General features: G+C 63.5%; 20 protein-coding genes. 17 read left to right on the top strand and 3 right to left on the bottom strand.

What is annotated here, in order from left to right:
* The first annotated feature begins 46 nt into the window (after window positions 1-46).
* The 3 genes from lpdA to ACP7BZ_RS01480 are packed head-to-tail and all read left to right on the top strand — an operon-like array spanning window position 47 to window position 3,356.
* Complete coding sequence (gene lpdA, locus ACP7BZ_RS01490; protein WP_426109870.1) at window positions 47-1,474, top strand: dihydrolipoyl dehydrogenase; 1,428 nt, start codon at window positions 47-49, stop codon at window positions 1,472-1,474.
* Between the two features lie 60 nt (window positions 1,475-1,534).
* On the top strand, window positions 1,535-2,632 hold the full coding sequence (gene zapE, locus ACP7BZ_RS01485; protein WP_426109869.1) for a cell division protein ZapE: 1,098 nt from the start codon (window positions 1,535-1,537) through the stop codon (window positions 2,630-2,632).
* Between the two features lie 49 nt (window positions 2,633-2,681).
* The gene (locus tag ACP7BZ_RS01480; RefSeq protein ID WP_426109868.1) at window positions 2,682-3,356 is read left to right on the top strand and encodes a hypothetical protein; all 675 of its coding nucleotides are present in this window, start codon (window positions 2,682-2,684) and stop codon (window positions 3,354-3,356) included.
* Window positions 3,357-3,373: 17 nt separating this feature from the next.
* Here ACP7BZ_RS01480 and ACP7BZ_RS01475 read toward each other — a convergent pair whose 3' ends face one another.
* Window positions 3,374-4,189, bottom strand: coding sequence for a PP2C family protein-serine/threonine phosphatase (locus tag ACP7BZ_RS01475; protein ID WP_426109867.1), 816 nt, complete (start codon window positions 4,187-4,189; stop codon window positions 3,374-3,376).
* Between the two features lie 160 nt (window positions 4,190-4,349).
* On the opposite strand from ACP7BZ_RS01475, the gene ACP7BZ_RS01470 reads away from it, so the two are divergent.
* Together ACP7BZ_RS01470 and ACP7BZ_RS01465 are read left to right on the top strand one after the other, a co-directional pair.
* Entirely contained in the window at window positions 4,350-4,550 is a 201-nt protein-coding gene (locus tag ACP7BZ_RS01470; protein ID WP_426109866.1) for a YdcH family protein, read from the top strand.
* Between the two features lie 82 nt (window positions 4,551-4,632).
* The gene (locus tag ACP7BZ_RS01465; RefSeq protein WP_426110500.1) at window positions 4,633-6,630 is read left to right on the top strand and encodes an ATP-dependent DNA helicase; all 1,998 of its coding nucleotides are present in this window, start codon (window positions 4,633-4,635) and stop codon (window positions 6,628-6,630) included.
* A gap of 24 nt (window positions 6,631-6,654) precedes the next feature.
* On the opposite strand, the gene ACP7BZ_RS01460 is transcribed toward ACP7BZ_RS01465, so the two are convergent.
* The gene (locus tag ACP7BZ_RS01460) at window positions 6,655-7,629 is read right to left on the bottom strand and encodes an NADPH:quinone oxidoreductase family protein (RefSeq protein WP_426109865.1); all 975 of its coding nucleotides are present in this window, start codon (window positions 7,627-7,629) and stop codon (window positions 6,655-6,657) included.
* Window positions 7,630-7,816: 187 nt separating this feature from the next.
* Between ACP7BZ_RS01460 and ACP7BZ_RS01455 the strand changes: the two genes are divergently transcribed.
* The 7 genes from ACP7BZ_RS01455 to rlmD all read left to right on the top strand — a co-directional run bounded on the left by ACP7BZ_RS01455 (window position 7,817) and on the right by rlmD (window position 16,448).
* A complete protein-coding gene (locus tag ACP7BZ_RS01455) occupies window positions 7,817-8,437 on the top strand; it encodes a TIR domain-containing protein (protein WP_426109864.1) in 621 nt (206 codons plus the stop codon).
* 8 nt (window positions 8,438-8,445) lie between these two features.
* Window positions 8,446-10,830, top strand: a complete 2,385-nt coding sequence (locus ACP7BZ_RS01450) for a tetratricopeptide repeat protein (protein ID WP_426109863.1) — start codon at window positions 8,446-8,448, stop codon at window positions 10,828-10,830.
* A gap of 404 nt (window positions 10,831-11,234) precedes the next feature.
* On the top strand, window positions 11,235-11,972 hold the full coding sequence (surE, locus tag ACP7BZ_RS01445) for a 5'/3'-nucleotidase SurE (protein WP_426109862.1): 738 nt from the start codon (window positions 11,235-11,237) through the stop codon (window positions 11,970-11,972).
* Window positions 11,969-12,931, top strand: a complete 963-nt coding sequence (locus ACP7BZ_RS01440; RefSeq protein ID WP_426109861.1) for a protein-L-isoaspartate(D-aspartate) O-methyltransferase — start codon at window positions 11,969-11,971, stop codon at window positions 12,929-12,931. Before surE ends, ACP7BZ_RS01440 begins: the two co-directional genes overlap by 4 nt.
* Window positions 12,932-12,961: 30 nt before the next feature.
* Entirely contained in the window at window positions 12,962-13,912 is a 951-nt protein-coding gene (locus tag ACP7BZ_RS01435) for a peptidoglycan DD-metalloendopeptidase family protein (protein ID WP_426109860.1), read from the top strand.
* Between the two features lie 84 nt (window positions 13,913-13,996).
* Window positions 13,997-15,001 carry an RNA polymerase sigma factor RpoS gene (rpoS, locus tag ACP7BZ_RS01430; RefSeq protein ID WP_426109859.1) on the top strand — a complete coding sequence of 335 codons (1,005 nt, stop codon included), beginning with the start codon at window positions 13,997-13,999 and terminating at the stop codon, window positions 14,999-15,001.
* A gap of 97 nt (window positions 15,002-15,098) precedes the next feature.
* On the top strand, window positions 15,099-16,448 hold the full coding sequence (rlmD, locus tag ACP7BZ_RS01425; RefSeq protein ID WP_426109858.1) for a 23S rRNA (uracil(1939)-C(5))-methyltransferase RlmD: 1,350 nt from the start codon (window positions 15,099-15,101) through the stop codon (window positions 16,446-16,448).
* Between the two features lie 66 nt (window positions 16,449-16,514).
* Here rlmD and ACP7BZ_RS01420 read toward each other — a convergent pair whose 3' ends face one another.
* Entirely contained in the window at window positions 16,515-17,198 is a 684-nt protein-coding gene (locus tag ACP7BZ_RS01420) for a Bax inhibitor-1/YccA family protein (protein ID WP_426109857.1), read from the bottom strand.
* A gap of 234 nt (window positions 17,199-17,432) precedes the next feature.
* Between ACP7BZ_RS01420 and ndk the strand changes: the two genes are divergently transcribed.
* From ndk to ispG, 5 genes are all read left to right on the top strand, one after another.
* Complete coding sequence (ndk, locus tag ACP7BZ_RS01415; protein WP_426109856.1) at window positions 17,433-17,846, top strand: nucleoside-diphosphate kinase; 414 nt, start codon at window positions 17,433-17,435, stop codon at window positions 17,844-17,846.
* Between the two features lie 131 nt (window positions 17,847-17,977).
* Complete coding sequence (gene rlmN, locus ACP7BZ_RS01410) at window positions 17,978-19,147, top strand: 23S rRNA (adenine(2503)-C(2))-methyltransferase RlmN (protein WP_426109855.1); 1,170 nt, start codon at window positions 17,978-17,980, stop codon at window positions 19,145-19,147.
* A gap of 8 nt (window positions 19,148-19,155) precedes the next feature.
* Window positions 19,156-19,962 (top strand): type IV pilus biogenesis/stability protein PilW, encoded by an 807-nt coding sequence (gene pilW, locus ACP7BZ_RS01405; protein ID WP_426109854.1) that lies wholly within the window; start codon window positions 19,156-19,158, stop codon window positions 19,960-19,962.
* A gap of 13 nt (window positions 19,963-19,975) precedes the next feature.
* Complete coding sequence (locus ACP7BZ_RS01400) at window positions 19,976-20,959, top strand: helix-turn-helix domain-containing protein (protein ID WP_426109853.1); 984 nt, start codon at window positions 19,976-19,978, stop codon at window positions 20,957-20,959.
* Between the two features lie 86 nt (window positions 20,960-21,045).
* Window positions 21,046-22,302, top strand: coding sequence for a flavodoxin-dependent (E)-4-hydroxy-3-methylbut-2-enyl-diphosphate synthase (ispG, locus tag ACP7BZ_RS01395; RefSeq protein ID WP_426109852.1), 1,257 nt, complete (start codon window positions 21,046-21,048; stop codon window positions 22,300-22,302).
* Window position 22,303 lies beyond the last annotated feature (1 nt).

The raw sequence follows: 22,303 nt of genomic DNA, 5'->3' as shown, positions 1-22,303 counted from the left end.
GCGCCGCTGCACACTAACAAAGCAACATCAACATTGGAATTTCAGAATGTCTAAACAATTTGACGTCGTCGTCATCGGCGCCGGTCCCGGCGGCTACATCGCCGCCATCCGCGCCGCCCAGCTGGGTTTTTCGGTGGCCTGTATCGATGAGTGGTCGAACGCCAAGGGCGGTCCGGCGCCCGGCGGCACCTGCACCAACGTCGGCTGCATCCCGTCGAAGGCGCTGCTGCAATCGTCCGAGCATTTCGAGCACGCCGGTCACGCCTTCAAGGAACACGGTATCGATGTCGCCGGTCTGTCGCTGAACCTGCCGCAAATGTTGAAACGCAAAGACACGGTCGTCAAGCAAAACAACGACGGCATCCTGTACCTGTTCAAGAAAAACAAGATCGCCTTCTTTCACGGCCGCGGTGCGTTTGCCGGCACCAGCGATGGTGTGCATAGCGTCAATGTCACGGGCGCCAACGCCGAGACCTTGACCGCCAAGCACGTGGTGATCGCCACCGGTTCGAATGCGCGCGCCTTGCCTGGCGCACCGTTCGATGAAAAACTGATCTTGTCGAACAGCGGCGCCCTGACCATCGGCGCCGTCCCTGCCAGGCTCGGCGTGATCGGCGCTGGCGTGATCGGTCTGGAAATGGGGAGCATCTGGCGCCGCCTGGGCGCCGATGTGACCGTGCTCGAAGGCTTGCCAGTGTTCCTCGGCGCCGTCGATGAGCAAATCGCCAAGGAAGCCCATAAACTGTTCGTCAAGCAGGGCTTGAAGATCAACCTGGGCGTCAAGATCGGCGAGATTAGCACCAGCGCCGACACCGTCACCGTCGCCTATACCGACGCTGCCGGCGCCGCCCGGAGCGCCGAATTCGACAAGCTGATCATCTCGATCGGCCGCGTGCCCAACACCACCGGTTTGAATGCCGAAGCCATCGGTTTGAAACTCGATGAGCGCGGTTTTGTGGCGGTCGACGACGACTGCAAGACCAACGTGGCCAATGTGTGGGCAGTCGGCGACGTCGTGCGCGGCCCGATGCTGGCGCACAAGGCCGAAGAAGAGGGCGTTGCCGTCGCTGAGCGCATTGCTGGCCAGCATGGTCACACCAACTTCAACACGATTCCATGGGTGATCTACACGTCGCCGGAAATCTCGTGGGTGGGTCAGACCGAGCAGCAGCTCAAGGCCGCTGGCGTTGCCTACAAGGCGGGCACCTTCCCGTTCCTGGCCAATGGCCGCGCGCGTGCGCTTGGCGACACCTCGGGCATGGTCAAGGTGCTCGCTGACGCCAGCACCGATGAAATCCTCGGCGTGCACATCGTCGGCCCGCAGGCATCCGAACTGATCGCTGAAGCGGTGGTTGCCATGGAATTCCGGGCGTCGTCGGAAGACATCGCCCGCATCTGCCACGCGCACCCGTCGCTGTCGGAGTCGACCAAGGAAGCCATGCTCGCCGTTGACAAGCGCGCACTGAATTTCTAAGGGATGATTGTCCCCATGGGCCGGCCACAAGCCGGCTTTTTTTATTTCTAGAAGCTCCCCATGAATGTCCAAGAATTTTATCTCCATGCGCTCAGCGAACGCGGCTACAAGTCCGACGCCGCCCAGCAAAATGCCGTCGATCGCCTGCAGCGCAGCTATGATGAATGGGTGGCCTACAAGGACCGCCGCTCGTCGAGTTTCAAGCGCCTGATCAACCGCCCCGACGTGCCGCGCGGGGTCTACCTGTGGGGTGGGGTCGGGCGCGGCAAATCGTTTTTGATGGACAGCTTTTATTCGGTGGTGCCAGTGGTGCGCAAGACGCGCCTGCACTTTCACGAATTCATGCGCGGCGTCCACCGCCAGCTCGATGAACTCAAGGGCGTCGCCAATCCGCTCGACGAAGTGGCCAAGCGCATCGCCAAGAAATACCGCCTGATCTGCTTCGACGAATTTCACGTCTCCGACATCGCCGACGCCATGATTCTCTACAACCTGCTGTCGGCGCTGTTTGCCAATGGCGTGTCGTTCATCATGACCTCGAATTACGACCCGGACCTGCTCTACCCGGACGGCTTGCACCGCGACCGCATGCTGCCCACCATCGCCCTGTTAAAAGACCAGCTCGATGTGATGAATGTCGACGCTGGCGTCGACTACCGCAAGCGCGCCCTCGAACAGGTCGACACCTATTACACGCCACTGGGCGCAGCTGCCGACGCCGCGCTGCGCGACGCGTACGCCAAGGTGGCCGAGACTGCCGACGAAGACCCGCGCGTGTTCATCGAGCAGCGCGAGATCCGCTCGCTGCGCCGTGCCGGCGGCGTCATCTGGTTCGATTTTGCCACCCTGTGCGGCGGCCCCCGTTCGCAGAACGATTACCTGGAAATCGCCAGCCGCTTTCACACGGTGATTTTGTCGGCCATACCGGCGATGTCGGCCAGCCAGTCGTCCGAAGCGCGGCGGTTTACCTGGCTCATCGATGTGTTTTACGATCACAAGGTCAAGCTGTTGATGTCGGCTGCCGTGGTGCCGGAACAGCTCTATACCGAAGGCATGCTGGCAAACGAATTTCACCGCACCGTCTCGCGTATCATTGAGATGCAGTCGCGCGAATACATGGAAGCGGAACGGCGCGATGCCGCCGATGCCATCGCCTGATGACCATGGTAGATTCAAACGATCAACGTAGCGTTCAACTGGAAAGCGCATGAGCATGAAGTTGTGGAGTCAATCTCGGGCGGCCCTGACGGCGACGCTGGCCGCTGGCGTGCTGGCCGGCTGCATCTCGGTGCGGCCGGCAACGGTGGTGGCGCCGGTGGCAGCCACCACCAGCAAGGAAGACGCCGCGCGCAAGCTGGCGCTGGTGCAAATTGAGCGGGCGCGCGCCGAAGGGCGTTTTGTCGCTGGCGAACAGCAGTGCTATATGCGCTTCTTTACCAATATGTGCCTCGACAAGGTGCGCGAAGAGCACCGCATCGCGCTGGCCAATGTGCGCGCCATCGAGATCGAGGCCCAGCATTTCCAGCGCCAGACCAAGGTCGAAGAACGCGACGCCGCCCTGGTGGTGTCGCAACAGCAGTTCGACGAGCAGCAGGCGCGCCTGCGCGCCAATCCGCCGCCAGCGGCGAAACAGGAACCAGCGGCGGCGCCAGCGCGCCCGCCGGCCCGGCGCGACCGCCCGGCCGAGCAGGCCGCGCGCGAGCAACGTCAGCAGGCGCAGGAACAGGCCGGCGCCGCCAGCCGCGAAGCCAATATCAAGGCGTTTGAGGCGCGCCGGGCAGCCTCGGTCGAGCGTTTGCAGGAGGTTGAGCGCAAAAAGGCCGAAACGGCCAGGGCGCAGGCCGCCAAGGCGGCCGCTGAACAGGCGGCGCCAGCGCAGTAGGCGTCGATGGTGTCCGCTTAGAAGTCGCTGCCGATGGTAGTGGCGCTGGGTGCGGCTGCTGGCTTGGCTGGCTTGACCAGCTTGACCAGCTTGATGATGGCCATGCTGCAATTGCTGCCCTTGCCGTCGGCCCGTTCAGCAGCCTTGTTGATCAGCATTTCAGCGCTTTGCCGCGGCGACGCCTTGTGTACGGCGGCGCCCAGTTCGGTATCGGTGAAGAAGTGCCACAGGCCGTCGGAGGCCAGCAGGAATGCATCGCCCGCCGTCACCGCCGGGCGGTGACCAACGGTGACGAAGGGCTGCTTGCGGCTGTTGCCCAGCACGTTGACCAGCAGCTTCGACTGGCGGTGGTTGCGCGCCGCATCGGCCGCCAGCCGCTCGGTGGCGATCAGGTGCATGACGTAGCCAGCGTCACTGCTGCGCAGCTGGCAGGCACCTTTCTGGAAATGGTAGAAACGCGCATCGCCCACGTGGGCCCAGACCGCCTGGTGCGCCGGGGTCAGCATCAGCACGGCGCAACTGGCCTGCGGTTCGGTCTGGGTTGCTTCGCCATTCAGACGGATCACCAGGTGCGCTTCATGGACGATATCGCGCAGCAGCCGTTCGACCCGTTCGATGGTGGGCGTGTCGCCCGGCTTGAATTCGTCAAACAGCAGCTTGGCCGTGTGCAGCACCTGTTCCGAGGCCAGCGAGCCGCCCGCCAGGCCGGATGCCAGAACGGCCAGTACATAGCCGGGGGCGCGCGCACTGGTGAGCAGGGCGACGCGGTCGTTCTGCAGCGGCCGGTTACCGATATGCTGTGCAGTACCTGCTTCGATTTTGTATGAATTCATCGTTATGTTGGCGGTATCGTCACGGTAGATTAAACTATGCCAAGTTTCAGCCGCTACGCGGGACCCTGTTGCCGCTCGTTAATTATTAGTAGCTTAGATTGTAGCGTCCTGCGGGCGCTCATGCTGCAAAATTGTAATAATCTGTTGGGAACTGCAAACTATGTCAGACGTTCAGGAAATCCAGCGCCGCCTCATCGAGCTCGATGTAGAACACCGTGATCTCGACGCGGTGATCGATCGGTTGGAGCTTGATGGCCATCACGATCAGTTACAATTGCGTCGTCTCAAAAAGCGCAAACTGCAGCTGAAAGACCATATCACCCTGCTAAAAATGCAATTGGTGCCAGATGTTTCGGCCTGATCCGTCTTCGCTTTCATAAAGTAGCACTTTGACCGACTCTGCTTTACTTCCCGATGGCGCCGACAGCGCCGATGGTGCCGACATTACCACGGCTGCCGCGCTGGCCCCTGTCGGCAAGTGCGATGTCGAAGTCGACCGCCTGTTCGGCGCCAGCGGCCCGCTCGCGCCTGCCGTCGGCGCCTACACGCCGCGCCGCTCGCAAACCGAGATGGCCAAGGCGATTGCCCAGGCCATCGTCGAGCAAAAGACTTTAATTGCCGAGGCCGGCACCGGCACCGGCAAGACTTTTGCCTATTTGGTGCCGGCCTTGATGTGGGGCGGCAAGACGATTGTCTCCACGGGCACCAAGAACTTGCAGGATCAATTGTTTTTGCGCGATATCCCGACCGTGCGGGCAGCGCTGCGCGCGCCCGTCTCGGTGGCCCTGCTCAAGGGGCGCTCGAATTACGTCTGCCACTACCACCTCGAGCGCACCATGCAAAATGGCCGCATGACCTCGCGCGACGATGTCGGCCACCTGCGTGAAATTTCCCGCTTCATCAAAATGAGCAGCTCGGGCGACAAGGCCGAGCTCACCAAGGTGCCGGAAAACGCCAGCATCTGGAACCTCGTCACCTCCACCCGCGAAACCTGCATGGGCGCCGAGTGCCAGTATTACCAGGACTGTTTTGTCATGAAGGCGCGCCGCGAAGCGCAGCAGGCTGACGTGGTGGTGGTCAATCATCACCTGTTTTTTGCCGATGTGGCCTTGAAAGACACCGGCGTGGCCGAGCTGCTGCCATCGGCCAACACCATCATCTTCGACGAAGCGCACCAGCTGCCCGATACCGCTACCCTGTTTTTTGGCCAGACCGTGTCGACTTCGCAGTTACTCGAACTGTGCCGCGATGTGCTGGCCGAGGGCCTGGCCCACGCCAGGGGCGGGCCGGACTGGGCGAAGGTGGTGATGGCGGTCGAAAAGGCCACGCGCGACCTGCGCCTGACCTTCCCGCAAGATATTGTGCGCATGGCGCTGGGGCAGATCGCTCCATCGTCCGATTTCTTTCCGGCGCTCGACACCGTCAAGGCGCAGCTGGCGGCCATGATCGACGTGCTCGAAGACCAGGCCGCGCGCGCCGAAACGATCGAGCAGTGCCGCGTGCGCGCAGTCGAACTGGCGCAGTCGCTCGATGGCTGGAAAGCCGATGGCAAGGGCAAGATGACGGAAGGCGACGACGCCGTGCTGTGGGTCGAGGCATTCCAGTCGAGCCTGCAGCTGCACAAGACCCCCCTATCGATCGCGCCGATTTTCAATCACCAGCGCGAAGGCACGCCACGCAGCTGGATTTTTACCTCGGCCACGCTGGCCGTCAAAAACGACTTCAAGCATTTCACCGAGCAAATGGGGCTGACGGGCGAACACGCGCAAAGCTGGCCCAGCCCCTTCAACTACGAAGCGCAGGGCATCCTGTATGTGCCCACCGGCTTGCCGGATCCGAACGCCATGGGCTATACGGACGCCGTGGTCGACTGCGCGCTGCCGGTGATCGAAGCGGCCGGCGGGCGCACGTTTTTTTTGTGCACCACCATCCGCGCCGTCAAGCACGTCGCCGAACGGCTGCGCAAAGAGTTTGCCGACCGTGGCCTCGAGTACCCCCTGTTCGTCCAGGGCGAGCGCGGCCGCACAGAATTGCTCGATTCCTTCCGTAATGCTGGCAATGCGGTGCTGGTGGGCAGCCAGAGTTTCTGGGAAGGGGTCGATGTACGGGGGGAGGCCTTGTCGCTCGTCATCATCGACAAGCTGCCGTTCGCTCCGCCCGACGACCCGGTGCTGGCCGCGCGTATCGACGTCATGGAAAAGCAGGGCTTGAATGGCTTTATGCACCATACCTTGCCCGAGGCGATCATCAACCTGAAGCAGGGGGCCGGTCGCCTGATCCGCGACGAAACCGACCGTGGTGTGCTGATGATTTGCGATCCCCGCCTGATTTCCAAGTCGTACGGCAAGCGGGTGTGGCAGAGTCTGCCCCCATTCAAGCGCACCCGCTTGCAAGCCGAGGTGGTGGCGTTTTTCAATAACCCTGCGCCGCCTGCAGTCTGAGGTTGTCAGCGGTCCGCGCCTGCTTCAGGGGTGAATCACAATCTTGCCCGTCACTTTGCGCGCCGCCATGTCTTGTAGTGCCTGAGCGGTGTCGGCCAGCGCGTAGCGCGCCGACACCAGCGGACGGATTTTCCCTTGCGCCAGCCAGCCCAGCAGCTCACGCATGGCAGCCAGGTTGGCCTTCGGCTCGCGCTTGGCGAATTCGCCCCAGAATACCCCCACCAGCGAGGCGCCTTTTAGCAAGGTCAGGTTGAGCGGCAGCGCCGGAATCGCGCCGTTGGCAAAGCCGACCACCAGATAGCGCCCGCGCCAGCCGATCGAACGGAATGCCGGCTCGGCATACTCGCCGCCGACCGGATCGTAAATCACGTCCGGCCCCTTGCCACCGGTGGCCGCCTTGATCGCCTCGCGCAAGTTGTCGACGCTGTAGTTGATGGTCGCATCGGCGCCGTGCGCGCGGCACACGGCCAGCTTTTCTTCGCTCGAGGCGGCGGCAATCACGGTGGCGCCGAGCGCCTTGCCAATCTCGATGGCAGCCAGGCCAACCCCGCCGGCCGCGCCCAGCACCAGCATGGTTTCGCCCGCCTTCAGGCCGGCGCGGTCAACCACCGCGTGGTGCGAGGTGCCATAGGTGAGGGTGATGGCGGCGGCGATATCGAAGTCCATGCCAGGCGGCATTGGCATGACCGCGGCGGCGGCGGCCACCGCCTGTTCGGCGAACGCCCCCTGGGCGACGAATGCAATGACCCGGTCACCAACCTTGACGTGGCTGACGCCATCGCCGACCGCCGCGACCACGCCGGCCAGTTCGCTGCCTGGGGTGAATGGCAGGGCCGGCTTGACCTGGTATTTACCTTGAATAATCAAAACGTCAGGAAAGTTGACGGCTGCGGCCTTGACCTCGATCACCACTTCGCCCTCACCGGCCGTCAACGGCGCCAGTTGTTCCACCACCAGCGTCTCGGGCAAGCCCCAGGCCTTGCATCGCACTGCTTTCATCGTCTGCCTCCAGGTTTTTATAAAAAATAGAACGACCGTTTAGTTCTTTGATTATGCCGGATTTCCAACATGGTGGGGCGGCGTCTGCGCTGGCGGGGTGAGCTTTTGCGGCGGCACAAGGCAGCGACTGTCGTGCTTGTTACAGTCGTGACAGTGTCGTTGGCATTTTGCAAATATGGAGGCTGCGATGGCGAACCGTTACGCCTGTTTCATCAGTTACGCGCAAGGCCAGTTCGACCTGATGAACAAATTCAAGACCGAGCTCATTGCCGCCTTGCGCTGCTACCTGGAGCCGTATCTCGACAATGAAACCGAGTTATTCATCGACACCGAGCAGCTCGGCGGTGGCGATGACCTCGAACGCAAGATCGCCCGTGCCATGTGCGAGAGCGCGGCCATGATTCTCATCTACACGCCCAAGTACGAACTGCACAAATTTACCCGCCGCGAACACGCCGCCATGCAATTGATCGAAGCCGAGCGGGCCGCATGGTACGAGTTGCCCAGCCGCATGATCATTCCCGTGATCATGACGCGCCACCCCGTCTGCCTGCCGCCGCAGATCGCCAATTCGACCATGTATGTCGACTTTTCGCGCTTCACGATGGCCACGCCCGACCTGAAATCGAACCCCGAGTTCATTCCGGCCATTGAAAAAATCGTCACGCGCATCGTCCAGCACGTCGAATTGCAAAAAATATCAACGCCATCAAGTCACGATTGCAACCAATTCGTGCTTCCTGCTGTCCCACCTGAATGGCGTCCCGTGTCCAGTTCATTGCCAACTTTGTCGTTCCCAAAAAAATAAGGATAACCATGGAAAATACCCGCTTTACCTTGCCGCTGCTCCCCACTCCAGGCAGGCTGACCACGGTCTACGCTGTCGACGGCGGCGCTGCCCGCAATGCCGTGCTGACGACGATGGCCTCCCTGCTGGCCGACCGCGCGGGCGCCTGCTCGCCGGTCCTGATGATCGACTGGGACACCGAGTCGCCCGGCCTGCACCAACCGTGCGGGCGCAATGGGCGACCGGCGTCAGCGGCCCAGGCCGGGCTGCTCGAATACGTCGCCGCCTGCCGTGAGCAACTGGCCCTGCTGGCCGACGCTGGCGATGCGCCCGCAGGCAAGGCCAGCGGCAGGCCCAGCGCTGAGGCCGAATGGCGGCGCGCGCGCCAGGTCTGCGAGGCGGTCGACTGGGAACCGTTTGTCGAGCGGGTCGACGACAGCCGGCCCCTGTACCTGATGCGCGCCGGCTGCTTCGACGACAGCTACGGCGAACGGGCCGACGGCGTCGACTGGGAAGGGCTGTTTGCGGCCAGCCCCAGCCTGTACCGCTGCATTGCCGAGCATTTGGAACGGCGCTTCGCCCACATTCTGGTGGCCAGCCGGGGCGGGCGCTCGGCGGCGGTGAGTGTGTGCACCAGTTTGCTGGCCGACCGGCTGGTGATGCTGTTCTCTCCCAGCCGTCGCAGCCTCGACGGCGCCTGTGGCGTGGTGCGCCGTGCCATCGACTACCGCAGCAGTCACGAAGAAGCGCAGCGTCCCCTGCTGGTCTACCCGCTGCCCGTCGATCTCGACGGCGCCGACCAGGGACGCCGCCTGCGCTGGCGCCATGGCGACGCTGCCAGCGAAGGCAGCGATGGCAGCGGTTACCAGGCCGTGCTCGAGCAGCTCATGCGCGACAGTTACGGCCTGCCGTCGCTGTCCCTCGACAATTATTTTGACCACGTCCAGCTGCAACAGCTCAATGCGATGGCCGACCCGGTGGTGCCGCGACTGCCACTGACGGCCGACCGCCTTTCCTTGGCGCGCGCGGTGGCCGAGCTGCTCGACTGGGTCGCCGACGGCGGCCTGCCGTGGCAGGCACGCGCCGAACTGGCCGTCGGCCGCCGCATCGCCCAGGCGCGTGCCAGCGATCCGGACGCCGTCTCGCCGGCGGCGCAAACGGGCCTGGCCGCCGACCTGTTCGAACTGGGCCGCCTGCAGCTGCAGCAAGGCCGCCAGCGCCAGGCGCTCGCCAGCGTCAGCGAAGCGGCCACCGTGCAGGCCGGTTTATGGGGCGCCGGCCACGCCGATACCCGCAGTGGCCGGCTGGCGCTGGCCTTTCAGCTGCGCCAGTGCGGCCAGGCCGATGCCGCGGTGAGCGCCTATCGCCGCCTGTTCGACGAGTCTGTGCAAGCGCTGGGCGCGGGCCATGCCGACAGCCTGGCGGCACGCGCTGGCCTGGCCGCCGCGCTGGCTGACAGCGGGCAAATCGATAGCGCCCTCAGCCATGCGGAACAGGTGGTGCTGGCGTGGCGCGAGCGCGGCGGTCTCAATCACCGCGCCACCCTCGAGGCGCAGGCGGCGCATGCTACCGTGCTGGCGCAGGCCGGGCAACTGGGGCGCGCCCGCATGGTGCTCGAACAGGTGCTCGAAGGGCGCGAACGGGTGCTCGGCCGCGAGCACGCCGCTACGCTCGCCAGCCTCGCCCAGCTGGCCCTGGTGCTGCGCCAGATGGGCCACCTCGACAGCGCCCGCGCCCTCCAGGAACAATTGCTGGCGTGCCGCCGCCGCCTGCTCGGGGTAGACCATGGCGACACCATCGAGGCCGGGCTGGCGCTGGCCGACACCGTCGCCGCCCAGTGCGACCTGCAGCGCGTCGGCGAGCTGTGTGGGCCGCTGGCCGATGCCTGCCAGCGTCGTTATGGCTGCAGCCTGCCGCCCAGCCGCAGCGCCGAGCTGACCCTGGCCAGCGTGCTGGCGCAGGGGGCTGGCGTGAGCGAGCCGCCGCTGACGGCGGCGGGCCGTCCCGCTGCCAGCGCCTTCGCCGCAACCGCAACCATCATCAGCGCGCCGCACGAAAGCGGCTTTCCCCCCTTTGCGCCGCCGCGCAGCATGGTGTTAGGTGCCGCTAGCATGCGCAGTAGCACACCGAGCAGCGCGCTTGGTCGCACGCTCAGTAGCACGCGTCACGCTGATCCTGATGATATTGAACGGAGCGTGATCCACCTCGAGCAAATGGACGACCTGTCGGTCGCTGAAGCGCGCGAACTGGCCGACCGCCTGTGTGAGTCGGTGCTGACGGCGCCGGTGGCACCTCAGCTCAGGGCGCGCGGCGTGCGCGCCATTCTGGAAGTGTATTTTTATCAAGGCGACACCGATGCCCTGGTGGCCTTCATGCAGGGCGAACTGAGCGCCAAAGCCGTCAAACCACAATAAGGTGACCTCGAACAACCGTCGCGCGTGCTTCGATATCGCATTTAGTGGCGCAGCCGCGCACAGGTCCGGTCAGCGATGCCGATGCCATAGCGGACCGCGCAGCAGGTTAGTCGAGGTCGCCACAAGGCGCCATGGCGCTGGCAGATGCCGGCTGCGCCCGCGTGCGCGGGGCAGGGCGGCCGGCGGCACCGGCGCGCCGATGCTGCGGCGCCCGCTGTGTCGCCCGCATTGTCTGCCGCATTGTCGGCCGCCGTGTCGCCCGCTGTGGTGCAAGGCAGATCGGGCCTGCCTGCCAGCAGCGGCAGTGGCGGCAATTGTCCGCAGCGGGGCGCCGGTGTTCACGCTGCCAATTATGTTTTATCGGCGGTGAGCGATGGCGAGCATGCATCGGGTAAAATTGCCGCATGAGAATACTTATCAGTAACGACGACGGCTATCTCGCTCCCGGTATCGAGGCACTCGCCAGTGCGCTGGCCTCGGTGGCCGACATCGTCGTGTTCGCGCCTGACAGCAACCGCTCCGGCGCTTCGAACTCGCTCTCGCTCGACCGTCCGCTGTCGGTCCAGCAAGCGGCCAACGGCTTTTATGTGGTCAATGGCACGCCGACCGATTGCGTTCACGTGGCACTCACGGGGGTGCTCGATTATCGTCCTGATCTGATCGTCTCGGGCATCAATAATGGCGCCAATATGGGCGACGACACCTTGTATTCCGGCACCGTCGCCGCCGCCACCGAAGGGTTTTTGTTTGGTATTCCGGCAATCGCCTTTTCGCAGGCCGAGCACGGCTGGCGCGAGCTCGACTCTGCTGCGCGGGTGGCGCGTGACATCGTGCTGCGCCGCTTTGACGATTTGCGTAGCCCGTGGCTGCTGAACGTAAATATTCCGAATGTGCCGTATGAGCAAATGGGGCCGCTGCGCGCCACCCGGCTCGGTCGCCGCCACCAGTCCGAGCCGGTGATCCGCGCCGTCGATCCGCGCGGCCGCCAGATTTACTGGATCGGCCCGCCAGGGGCGACCCGCGACGCCGGGGAAGGCACCGATTTTCATGCGGTTGCTGCCGGCATGGTGTCGATCACCCCGCTACAGGTCGACCTGACCCACCGCGAGCAACTCGACAGTCTGGCGCGAGGGCTGGCATGAGCGAGCGGCGCAGCACGTTTCCCTTGCCGCTGTCGTCGGTAACAGGACCCGACCGCCGCGCCGGCACGGGGGGCAACGGCGGCGCCGCCAGCGGTGGGAAAAATAGTAACGGTGGTAACCACGGCAGCAGTGGCGCCAACGATGGCGGCAAGCGCCTCGCCACCCCGCAAACGGCGACCCGCAACGCCCTCGGCCAGAATCCTGGCCAGGGCAGCGTCAGGGTGCCAGCTTACGCCGCGCCGTCGTCGGCGGCGCCGTCGAAGTCGCATAGCCAGGCATTGCAGCGGGCCCATGAGAGCCAGCCGGTGGCGCCGCGCGCCGATCTGATGGTGTCGGCGGCAATTCGCCATGCCATGGTCACCCGGGTGGCAAAACAGGGCGTGTCGGACCAGCTGGTGCTGGGCGCGCTCGATACCGTACCGCGCCACGCCTTCATCGAGCCGGCTTTATCGGCGCAGGCGTATATCGATGCCTCGCTGCCGATCGGCCACCAGCAAACCATCTCGCAGCCGTATATCGTCGCCCGCATGATCGAAGTGATGCGCAACGGCCGCCAGCTCGAACGCGTGCTGGAGATCGGCACCGGTTGCGGCTATCAGGCAGCGGTGCTGTCATGTATTGCCAAAGAGATCTTTTCCATCGAGCGTATCAAGCCGCTCCATGAACTGGCAAAGGCCAATTTGCGTCCCTTACGCATCGCCAACCTCCGTTTGCACTACGGAGATGGTATGCTTGGCCTCCCGCAAGTTGCCCCCTTCGATGGCATCATCCTCGCCGCTGCCGGTCTGGAAGTACCTCGGGCACTGCTAGAGCAACTCGCCATCGGTGGACGACTGGTCGCGCCGGTAGGTGCGCAGGTCCAGCACCTGCACTTGATTACCCGCAGTGGCAAGGCGGAATGGCGGAGCGAAACACTGGAAGCCTGCCATTTCGTTCCTTTGCGTCCAGGCACCGCCTAGCCCTGAAATGCCAAATACACAATGATTAGAATGAAACAAACTCGCTGCCTTCTGTTGCTGACTTTGTCGCTGGGCGTCCTTTGCGCCTGCAGTACTGCCGGCCGCCGTGCGCCCATCGTCGATCGGCCCGTCACGCCGGTGGCGGTGGTGCGGCCGGCGCCGGTACAGACCCCGGCAGAAGACCGTGACGAAGCGCGTGGCGTGTACGTGGTCAAAAAAGGTGACACCCTGCTGCGCATTGCCCTCGATCACGGCCAGAACTACCGCGACATCTTGCAGTGGAACAGCCTGCCGGACCCGAATGACATCAAGGTCGACCAGGTGCTGCGGATCGCACCACCGGCACGCGGCAGCGCCGTCACCACGGCCCCGGTGACGCTGGCCGATGCACGGCCAGCGACGCCATCGGTGCCGAAAAAAGTGCAGCCCCGTGGCGAGAAAAAGCCGTACAGCGACGCCACCCTGGCGGAGATGAAGAAAGACGACGATGGCAAGGTGGATGGCAAAGCTGACGGTAAAGCTGACGGTAAAACTGACAGCCGCACCGACAAGCCGGCCAGCGCCGCCGTGCCGGCACTGGCGCCGGGCGCCGTGGTCAAGGCCGACGATGACGAAAAGCTGAGCTGGATGTGGCCGTCGGACGGCCGCATCACCGCCACCTTCGATGAAGGCAAGAACAAGGGCGTCGATATCGCTGGCAAGCTGGGCCAGCAAGTGATGGCGGCCGGCTCGGGAAAAGTCATGTACGCCGGTTCGGGTATCCGCGGTTATGGTAACCTAGTCATCGTCAAGCACAGTAACAGCCTGCTGTCGGCCTACGCTCACAACCGCGCCATCCTGGTCAAGGAGGGGCAGACCGTCACCAAGGGTGAAAAAATCGCCGAAATGGGCGACTCAGACGCCGATTCGGTCAAGCTGCACTTTGAAATCCGCCAGCAGGGCAAGCCAGTCGATCCGTCGAGGTTCTTGCCGAGCCGGTAATCGCCGCCGGCACGCACGCTGTGCGGATCAGCATCGCCAGCACTGACAGCACCGACAGCACCGACAGCATAGTGATGAAGGCCCATGACACTTCCGTCCCACCCGCTCGATGACGACACTGGCCCGGACGACGAGGCTGCTGACAGCGAACTGCCGGGCGACAGCGAGGGTGAGGGCAACGACGCCGAAACGCTGGCACCCGACATCGTCATCGCCAGCGTCGACGAACTCAAAAAAGTCTTGCAGGCCGAGCTTGCCACCGACACCACCCAGCATTACCTGAACCAGATCGGCACCCGCCCGCTGCTCTCGGCTGCCGACGAGGTGCGCATCGCCACGCTGGCCAAGGCTGGCGATTTTCCGGCGCGCCAGGCGATGATTGAACACAATCTGCGGCTGGTGGTGTCGATCGCCAAGCATTACATCAACCGCGGCGTGGTGCTGCTCGACATGATCGAGGAGGGCAACATCGGCCTGATGCGCGCCATCGACAAATTCGAGCCTGAGCGCGGGTTCCGCTTTTCCACCTACGCCACCTGGTGGATCCGCCAGAGCATCGAGCGCGCCATCATGAATCAGGCGCGCACGGTGCGCCTGCCGGTGCACATGGTGCGCGAATTAAACCAGGTGCTGCGCGCCAAGTACCACCTGGAAGCCCAGCACCACGACGGCAAGGAGGCCAGTGTCGAAGACATCGCCCACCTGGTGGGCCGTCCCATCGAAGTGGTGCAAGATATCCTGGCCTTGTCTGAACACGCCACCTCGCTCGACGCCCCGCTCGACAACGATCCCCAGTCCAGCCTGATGGACATGCTGCCTGGCGATAGCGAAGACAGTCCCGATGCCCGCGCCGAGCACCACGAAATGACCTTGCTGGTGCGCGACTGGCTCACCCGCCTGCCGGACAAACAGCGCATCGTTGTCATGCGCCGCTTCGGTCTCGACAATGACGATCCGGCCACCCTCGAGACGCTGGCCGAGGAAATGGGCGTCACCCGCGAACGCGTGCGGCAGATTCAGCAGGAAGCGCTCATCAAGCTCAAGCGGGCGATGGCCGCCCGTGGCGTGGTCCGCGATTCCTTGCTATGATGCGCGCGGGCTGCATGCCCGCGCGCAGCCCCCCTGAACCCTTGAATGCTTGTCCCATCCCGCTTCGGCGGCCGGCCCGCCGCCGGCTGCGCCCCCTATGACAACTACCCAGATCGCCATCCAATCCCTCGACATGGACGCCCGCGGCGTCGGCCACCTGCAAAACGAGGACGGCTCCTCCGGCAAGGTGATTTTTGTCGAGGGTGCCCTGCCTGGCGAGCGGGTCAGCTTTGTCAGCTTCAAGAAAAAGAAAAACTGGGAAGCGGCCCGCATGACGCAGCTGCACAAGGCATCGTCGATGCGGGTGACGCCGCCATGCCCCCATTTTGATTACTGCGGTGGCTGCTCGATGCAGCACCTGGAGCCGACCGCCCAGGTGGCGATGAAGCAGCGTGTGCTGGAAGACAACCTCTGGCACATCAGCAAGGTCAAGTCAGAAAACATCATGCGGCCCATGCACGGCCCTACCTGGGGCTATCGTTTCCGTGCGCGCCTGTCGGTGCGCCACGTCGCCAAGAAAAACACGGTGCTGGTGGGCTTTCACGAAAAGCGCTCCGCCTTCGTCGCCGACATTTCCACCTGCCTGATCTTGCCGCCGCACGTGGCGGCCATGCTGCTGCCGCTGCGCGAGCTGATCGGCGCGCTGTCCATTTACGACCAGGTGCCGCAAATCGAAGTGGCCATTGGCGAAGGGCTGACGGTGCTGGTGCTACGCATCATGGCGCCCCTGCACGGCAACGATGCCGCCTTGCTCAAGGCGTTTGCCGACCGCTGGCAGATCCAGTTCTGGCTGCAGACCAAGGGACCGGAAACGGCGGCGCCTTATTACCCGCTCGACAAACCGCTGTTTTACAGCCTGCCCGAATTTGGCGTGACGATGCCGTTCAAACCCACCGATTTCACCCAGGTCAATCACCAGATCAACCGCGTGCTGGTCGGCACCGCGCTGCGCCTGCTCGAAGTGGCCCCTGGCCACCGCGTCGCTGACCTGTTCTGCGGTCTTGGCAATTTCACCCTGCCGCTGGCGACCCTGGCACGCGAGGTGGTCGGCATCGAAGGCAGCACTGCGCTGACCGAACGGGCGCTGGAAAATGCGCGCGCCAATGGCCTCGATGGCAAGACCCATTTCGAGACGCGCAATCTGTTCGACGTCAGCACCGACGACCTGATCGCGCTGGGCAAATTCGATCGCATGCTCATCGATCCGCCGCGCGATGGCGCGATGGCGCTGGCCGAAGCGTTAGCGGGTCTGAAGGCGCGCCGTCCCGACCTGCTGCCGGAAAAAATCGTCTACGTCTCCTGCAGCCCGTCGACGCTGGCGCGCGACGCCGGCATTTTGATGCACCAAGCGGGCTATGTGCTGAAAAAGGCGGGGGTGGTCAATATGTTCCCGCATACCTCGCACGTTGAATCAATGGCCGTGTTTGAGCTGGCGCCGACGGCCTGAATGTGAATGGCACGCGCATAAAAAAAGCCGACCTCGCGGTCGGCTTTTCTATTGCTGCAAGAACGGTCAGTCGCGGCTGCCTGCACCGATGCCCAGCAGGGCCAGCAGGTTGACGAAGATGTTATACACGTCCAGGTAGATGGCCAGCGTGGCGCTGATGTAATTGGTTTCACCGCCATTGACGATGCGCTGGACGTCGTACAGGATGTAAGCCGAGAAAATACCGATGGCCAGCACCGAGATCGTCATCGACAGCGCCGACAGGCCGAGGAAGACATTGGCGACCGAAGCGAGGATCAGGATGATGAGGCCGGCAAACAGCCATTTGCCCATCATCGAAAAATCGCGCTTGGACACGGTGGCCCAGCTGGCCATGACGGCGAAGATGCAGGCGGTACCGCCAAAGGCCGTCATGATCAGGGTGCCGCCGTTACTAAAGCCGAGCGTGCGGGTGAGGATAGGCGTGAGCATCAGGCCCATGAAAAAGGTAAAGCCCAGCAGCACCAGCACGCCAACCGCGCTTTCCTTGGTTTTTTCGATGGCCCAGATGAAGCCGAAGGCAATCGCCAGGAAGGCCAGCATGCCCATCATGCCGCCCGGCATGGCCAGGTGCAGCTGGACGCCGACAACGGCGCCCAGCACCGTCGGAATCATCGACAGGGCCAGCAGCCAGTAAGTGTTGCGCAGGACGCGGTGACGCACTGCCTGGCCGCTGGATGCGACGTCAAAGCTTTGCATAGTGGGAATCATGGTGCCTCCGATTGGTAAATGATCAAACGTTTCAAGCATAGCACGTTGCGGCCCCGGTGCGCTGCCAGCCCGTATTGACAGTAGGTGGGGGCTGCCTTTTGCTCGGCAGTAACTGTACACCGGAGGGCGGGGCGCTGCAATATAGGTCATGTGGGGCATCTATGGTAAAATCAAAGGTTGATTGAGTACCTTATTTCTCGATTTAAACCTTTCTTTTTATTGGAGTTTTTACACATGGCAATCGAACGCACCCTGTCGATCATCAAACCAGACGCAGTGGCGAAAAACGTCATCGGCCAAATCTACAGCCGTTTTGAAAACGCCGGCCTGAAGATCGTCGCTGCCCGCATGACCCAGTTGTCGCGCGAACAGGCTGAAGGCTTCTACGCTGCCCACAAAGAGCGCGGCTTCTTCAAGGACCTGGTCGACTTCATGGTGTCCGGCCCGGTCATGATCCAGGCACTGGAAGGCGAAAACGCCGTCCTGTTGCACCGCGATCTGATGGGCGCAACCGATCCGAAAAAAGCTGAGCCAGGCACCATCCGCGCCGACTTCGCCGATTCGATCGACGCCAACGCCGTCCACGGTTCGGACGCTGTCGACGCTGCAAAAGTGGAAATCGCTTACTTCTTTCCAGAAGCGAAGTAATTGGCCGGATCATTGGTCAACATGCTGTCAAGCATGACCCAGTAACAAGGTAACGGCGCCGCTCCTGGCCCGTCACCGTCGCCGTTCCCTGCTGCGCCTGCGCGCGGGAACGGCCCTTTGGACTACAAAATATGACGACTCTCACCAACTTGCTGGACTTCGATCCCGCGCAACTCGTCGCTTACTGCGCCGACTTGGGTGAGAAGCCGTTTCGCGCCAAACAACTGCAGCGCTGGATTCACCAGTTCGGCGCCAGCGATTTCGACAGCATGACCGACCTCGCCAAGTCGCTGCGCGACAAGCTGCGCACGCGCGCCGAAATCCGCGCCCCGGCCATCATCAGCGACAACACCTCGCTCGATGGCACACGCAAGTGGCTGGTCGATGTCGGCAATGGCAACGCGGTGGAAACCGTGTTCATCCCGGAAGAAAACCGCGGCACCCTGTGCATTTCCACCCAGGCCGGCTGCGCCGTCAATTGCCGCTTCTGCTCGACCGGCAAGCAGGGTTTTAACCGCAATCTGTCGGTCGCTGAAATCATTGGCCAGTTGTGGATGGCCGAGTTCGAGCTGCGCCGCACCAAGGGCATCGAGCCAGGGCCGAAAGGCGAGCGGCAAATCACCAACGTTGTCATGATGGGCATGGGCGAGCCGCTGCTCAATTACGAGCCGACCGCCACCGCCCTCAAGCTGATGCTCGACGATAACGCTTACGGCCTGTCGCGCCGCCGCGTGACCCTCTCGACCTCAGGGGTGGTGCCGATGATCGACCGCCTGTCGCAAGAAGTGCCGGTGGCGCTGGCAGTGTCGCTGCACGCCTCCAACGATGGCTTGCGCGACGGCCTGGTGCCGCTGAACAAAAAATACCCCCTGCGCGAACTGATGGCCGCCTGCAAGCGCTACCTGGCATTCGCGCCGCGCGACTTCATCACGTTTGAATACTGCATGCTCGATGGCGTCAATGACAGCGACGCCCACGCGCGCGAGCTGCTGGCGCTGGTCAACGACCCGGTACTGGGCGTGTCCTGCAAATTCAACCTGATTCCTTTCAACCCCTTCCCGGAATCGGGCTTGCTGCGCTCGAAAAATCCGCGCATCAAGGCGTTTGCCCAGGTGCTGCTCGATGGCGGGCTGGTGACCACCATCCGCAAAACGCGCGGCGACGACATCGATGCCGCCTGCGGTCAGCTGGCCGGCGAAGTACAGGATCGCACCCGGGTTCAGGAAAGGATGGAGAAAATGGACGAATACAAGAGCAAGTATGGCGCCAACTTCGGGCGCATCGTGGAGATTGCCTCGTGAGTGCGGGCGTGCAGGGCCTGCTCCCACTGCGGCTGCTGACGCTGCTGGCGATGCTCATGCTGGTCGCCGGCTGCGCTGGCAGTGGCGGCGGCAATGGCTCGGGCGACCTGAAAACCGCGTCCGACCAGACCAGCACGGAAAAGCGCGCCTCCATTCGCCTGCAACTGGCGATCGGCTATTTCCAGGAAGGCAAACTGGAAGTGGCACTCGATGAAGTCAAAAAAGCCATTGCCGTCAATCCCGATTTTGCCGATGCCTATGGTGTACGTGCCCTCATCTATGCCCAGCTGGGCGAGCTCAAGCTGGCCGACGACAGTTACCAGCGGGCGCTGCGACTGTCGCCCAACAACCCGGAACTGAGCAATAACTATGGCAGCTTCCTCTGCCAGAACGGCCGCGGCGCCGAGTCGCTGCGCTATTACGATGCGGCCATTCGCAATCCCACCTACCAGTCGCCGTTCAAGGCCATGCAAAATGCTGGCAGCTGCAGCATCCGTCTGAAGCAGTACGACGTTGCCGAGCGCTATCTGCTTGACGCATTGCGTCTCGAGCCCGATCATCCTGTCACCAACGCCAATCTGGCGCGGGTGTATTACGAGCGGCGCGATTACAAGCGTGCCGGCATTTTTATCAACCGCGTGAAATCGACTGCCAAGCTCGACGACCTCGGTCCAGACGTTCTGTGGCTGGCCGTGCGCATCGACCGCCGCCTGGGCGACAAGGAATCGGAGTCGAGCATGGCGACCCTGCTGCGCCGCCACCATCCCGGTTCGGCCGAGTTTGCAGCATTTCAGCGCGGCGCATTTGATGAATGAGACAGGAAATAGCATGAGTGCAGAACGGGCAGATCGAGTAGAACAAGCAGCCGCCGGCGCCAGCGCCGACAGCAATGCCGCGCCAGGTAAGATCCTCGCCGCCCAGCGCGAATCGATGGGCTGGACGGTAGAGCAGGTGGCCGACCAGCTCAAGCTGGCGGTGCGCCAGGTGGTTGCCATCGAAGCGGGCGACAGTGCCGCTTTGCCGGGCCCGGCGGTGGTGCGCGGCTTCGTGCGCGCCTACGCCAAAATCGTTCGCCTCGACCCGATTCCCCTGGTCGCCAAGATTTCGCTTGACGTGCCCGGCATCAGCGATAGCGGTCACAGCAACCACGCCGCGCTGCGCCACGGCAAGCCGGCATCGTTTTCAGAAGTGCGCTTCCCCAGCCATGGCAAGCGCGCCGCCGTGCCCATCGTGCCCATCGTGGCGGTACTGGTGCTCGCTGGCGCAGTCGCTGCGGCCTGGCATTTCGGTTTGCTGGCCAAGCTGAGCAATCGCGCCGACACCGCCAGCACCGGCAGCGCGGTAACGGCGCCGAGTGCGCCCTCGGCCAGTGCCAGCGCCAGCACGGTAGCGGCGCCGCTGACGACCGTTCCGGTGGCCAATGTGCTGCCCGTGCAGAGCCTGCAAAATTCCACCGTGCCCCTCATTTCAGTACCGCCACCAAGCTCGGTGACGCCCGGTTCGCCGTCGGCCGCGGTGGCAGGTGTCGGTGTGCCGGCGGCTGCTGCCAGCGCAGACACCGCCGCAGCGGCCGGCGCCAACGCGCTGGTGATCGCCGTGCGTGAAGATTCCTGGATCGAAATCCGGCGGGCCAAGGGCGCGCCGCTGATCGCCCGTCTGGTCAAGGCCGGCAATACCGAGCGTTTCGACCTCACCGAGCCCGTCACCCTGGTGGTGGGCAAACCGGGCGCGGTCAGCGCCACCCTGCGCGGCGCCGCCCTCGATCTGCCCGTCGCCAGCGGCGGCGCGGTCGCCCGCGTCAGCCTGAAATAAACGCCAGCGGCCGCGCCGGATGGCGCCGCCGCCAGGTCTTCGATACCACTTTTTAGTTCACTAACCGCGTCAGCAAGCGATTTACTATGTCCTCTTCCAACTTGGCGATTCCCTCCGGTCCAATGCTCCGCCGTGCCAGCCGCAAGGTGCTGGTCTCGCACGGCGCGCGCCAGGTCTGGGTAGGCGGCGACGCCCCCGTGGTGGTGCAGTCGATGACCAATACCGACACCGCCGACGCCATCGGCACGGCCATCCAGATCAAGGAACTGGCCCGTGCCGGTTCCGAGCTGGTGCGCCTGACGGTCGACCGTCCCGAGGCTGCTGCTGCCGTGCCCGCCATCCGCGAGCAGCTCGACCGCATGGAAATCGACGTGCCGCTGGTGGGCGACTTTCACTACAACGGCCACACCCTGCTGCGCGATTACCCCGACTGCGCGCGCGCGCTGTCGAAGTACCGCATCAATCCCGGCAATGTGGGGCAGGGCGCCAAGCGCGACAGCCAGTTCGCCCAGATGATCGAAGTGGCCGCCCTGTACGACAAGCCGGTGCGCATCGGGGTTAACTGGGGCTCGCTCGACCAGGCGCTGCTGGCCCGCATCATGGACGAAAACGCCGGGCGCGCGCAGCCGTGGACGGCGCAGGCGGTGATGTACGAAGCGCTCATTACCTCGGCAATCGACAATGCCGTGCGCGCCGAGGAAATTGGCCTGGCGCGTGACAAGATCATCCTGTCCTGTAAAGTATCGGGCGTGCAAGACCTGATCGCCGTCTACCGCGAACTGGCGCGCCGCTGCGATTATCCGCTGCACCTGGGCTTGACCGAAGCGGGCATGGGCAGCAAGGGCATCGTGGCATCGACCGCCGCGCTGTCGGTGCTGCTGCAGGAAGGCATCGGCGACACCATCCGCATTTCGCTCACCCCCGAGCCGGGTGGTGACCGCACCAAGGAAGTCATCGTCGGCCAGGAGATTTTGCAGACCATGGGCCTGCGCAAGTTCGCACCGATGGTGATTGCCTGTCCCGGTTGCGGACGGACGACGTCGACCACCTTCCAGGAGCTGGCCGACAACATCCAGACCTTCTTGCGCGAGCAGATGCCGGAGTGGAAAAAATCGTACCCGGGGGTGGAAGCGATGAATGTCGCCGTGATGGGTTGCATCGTCAACGGTCCCGGCGAATCGAAGCACGCCAATATCGGCATCAGCCTGCCCGGCACCGGCGAATCACCGGCCGCACCGGTGTTCGTCGATGGCCAGAAAAAAGTGACCTTGCGCGGTGAGAATATCGTGCAGGGATTCCAGCAGATCGTGCTGGACTATGTAAAAACGAATTACGGTAAATAAT

The organism is Massilia sp. PWRC2, assembly GCF_049896725.1.
GTDB lineage: Bacteria > Pseudomonadota > Gammaproteobacteria > Burkholderiales > Burkholderiaceae_D > JAFCUW01.
Note: the sequence above shows the minus strand (reverse complement) of the source record. Positions and strands in the feature narration are given on the sequence as shown.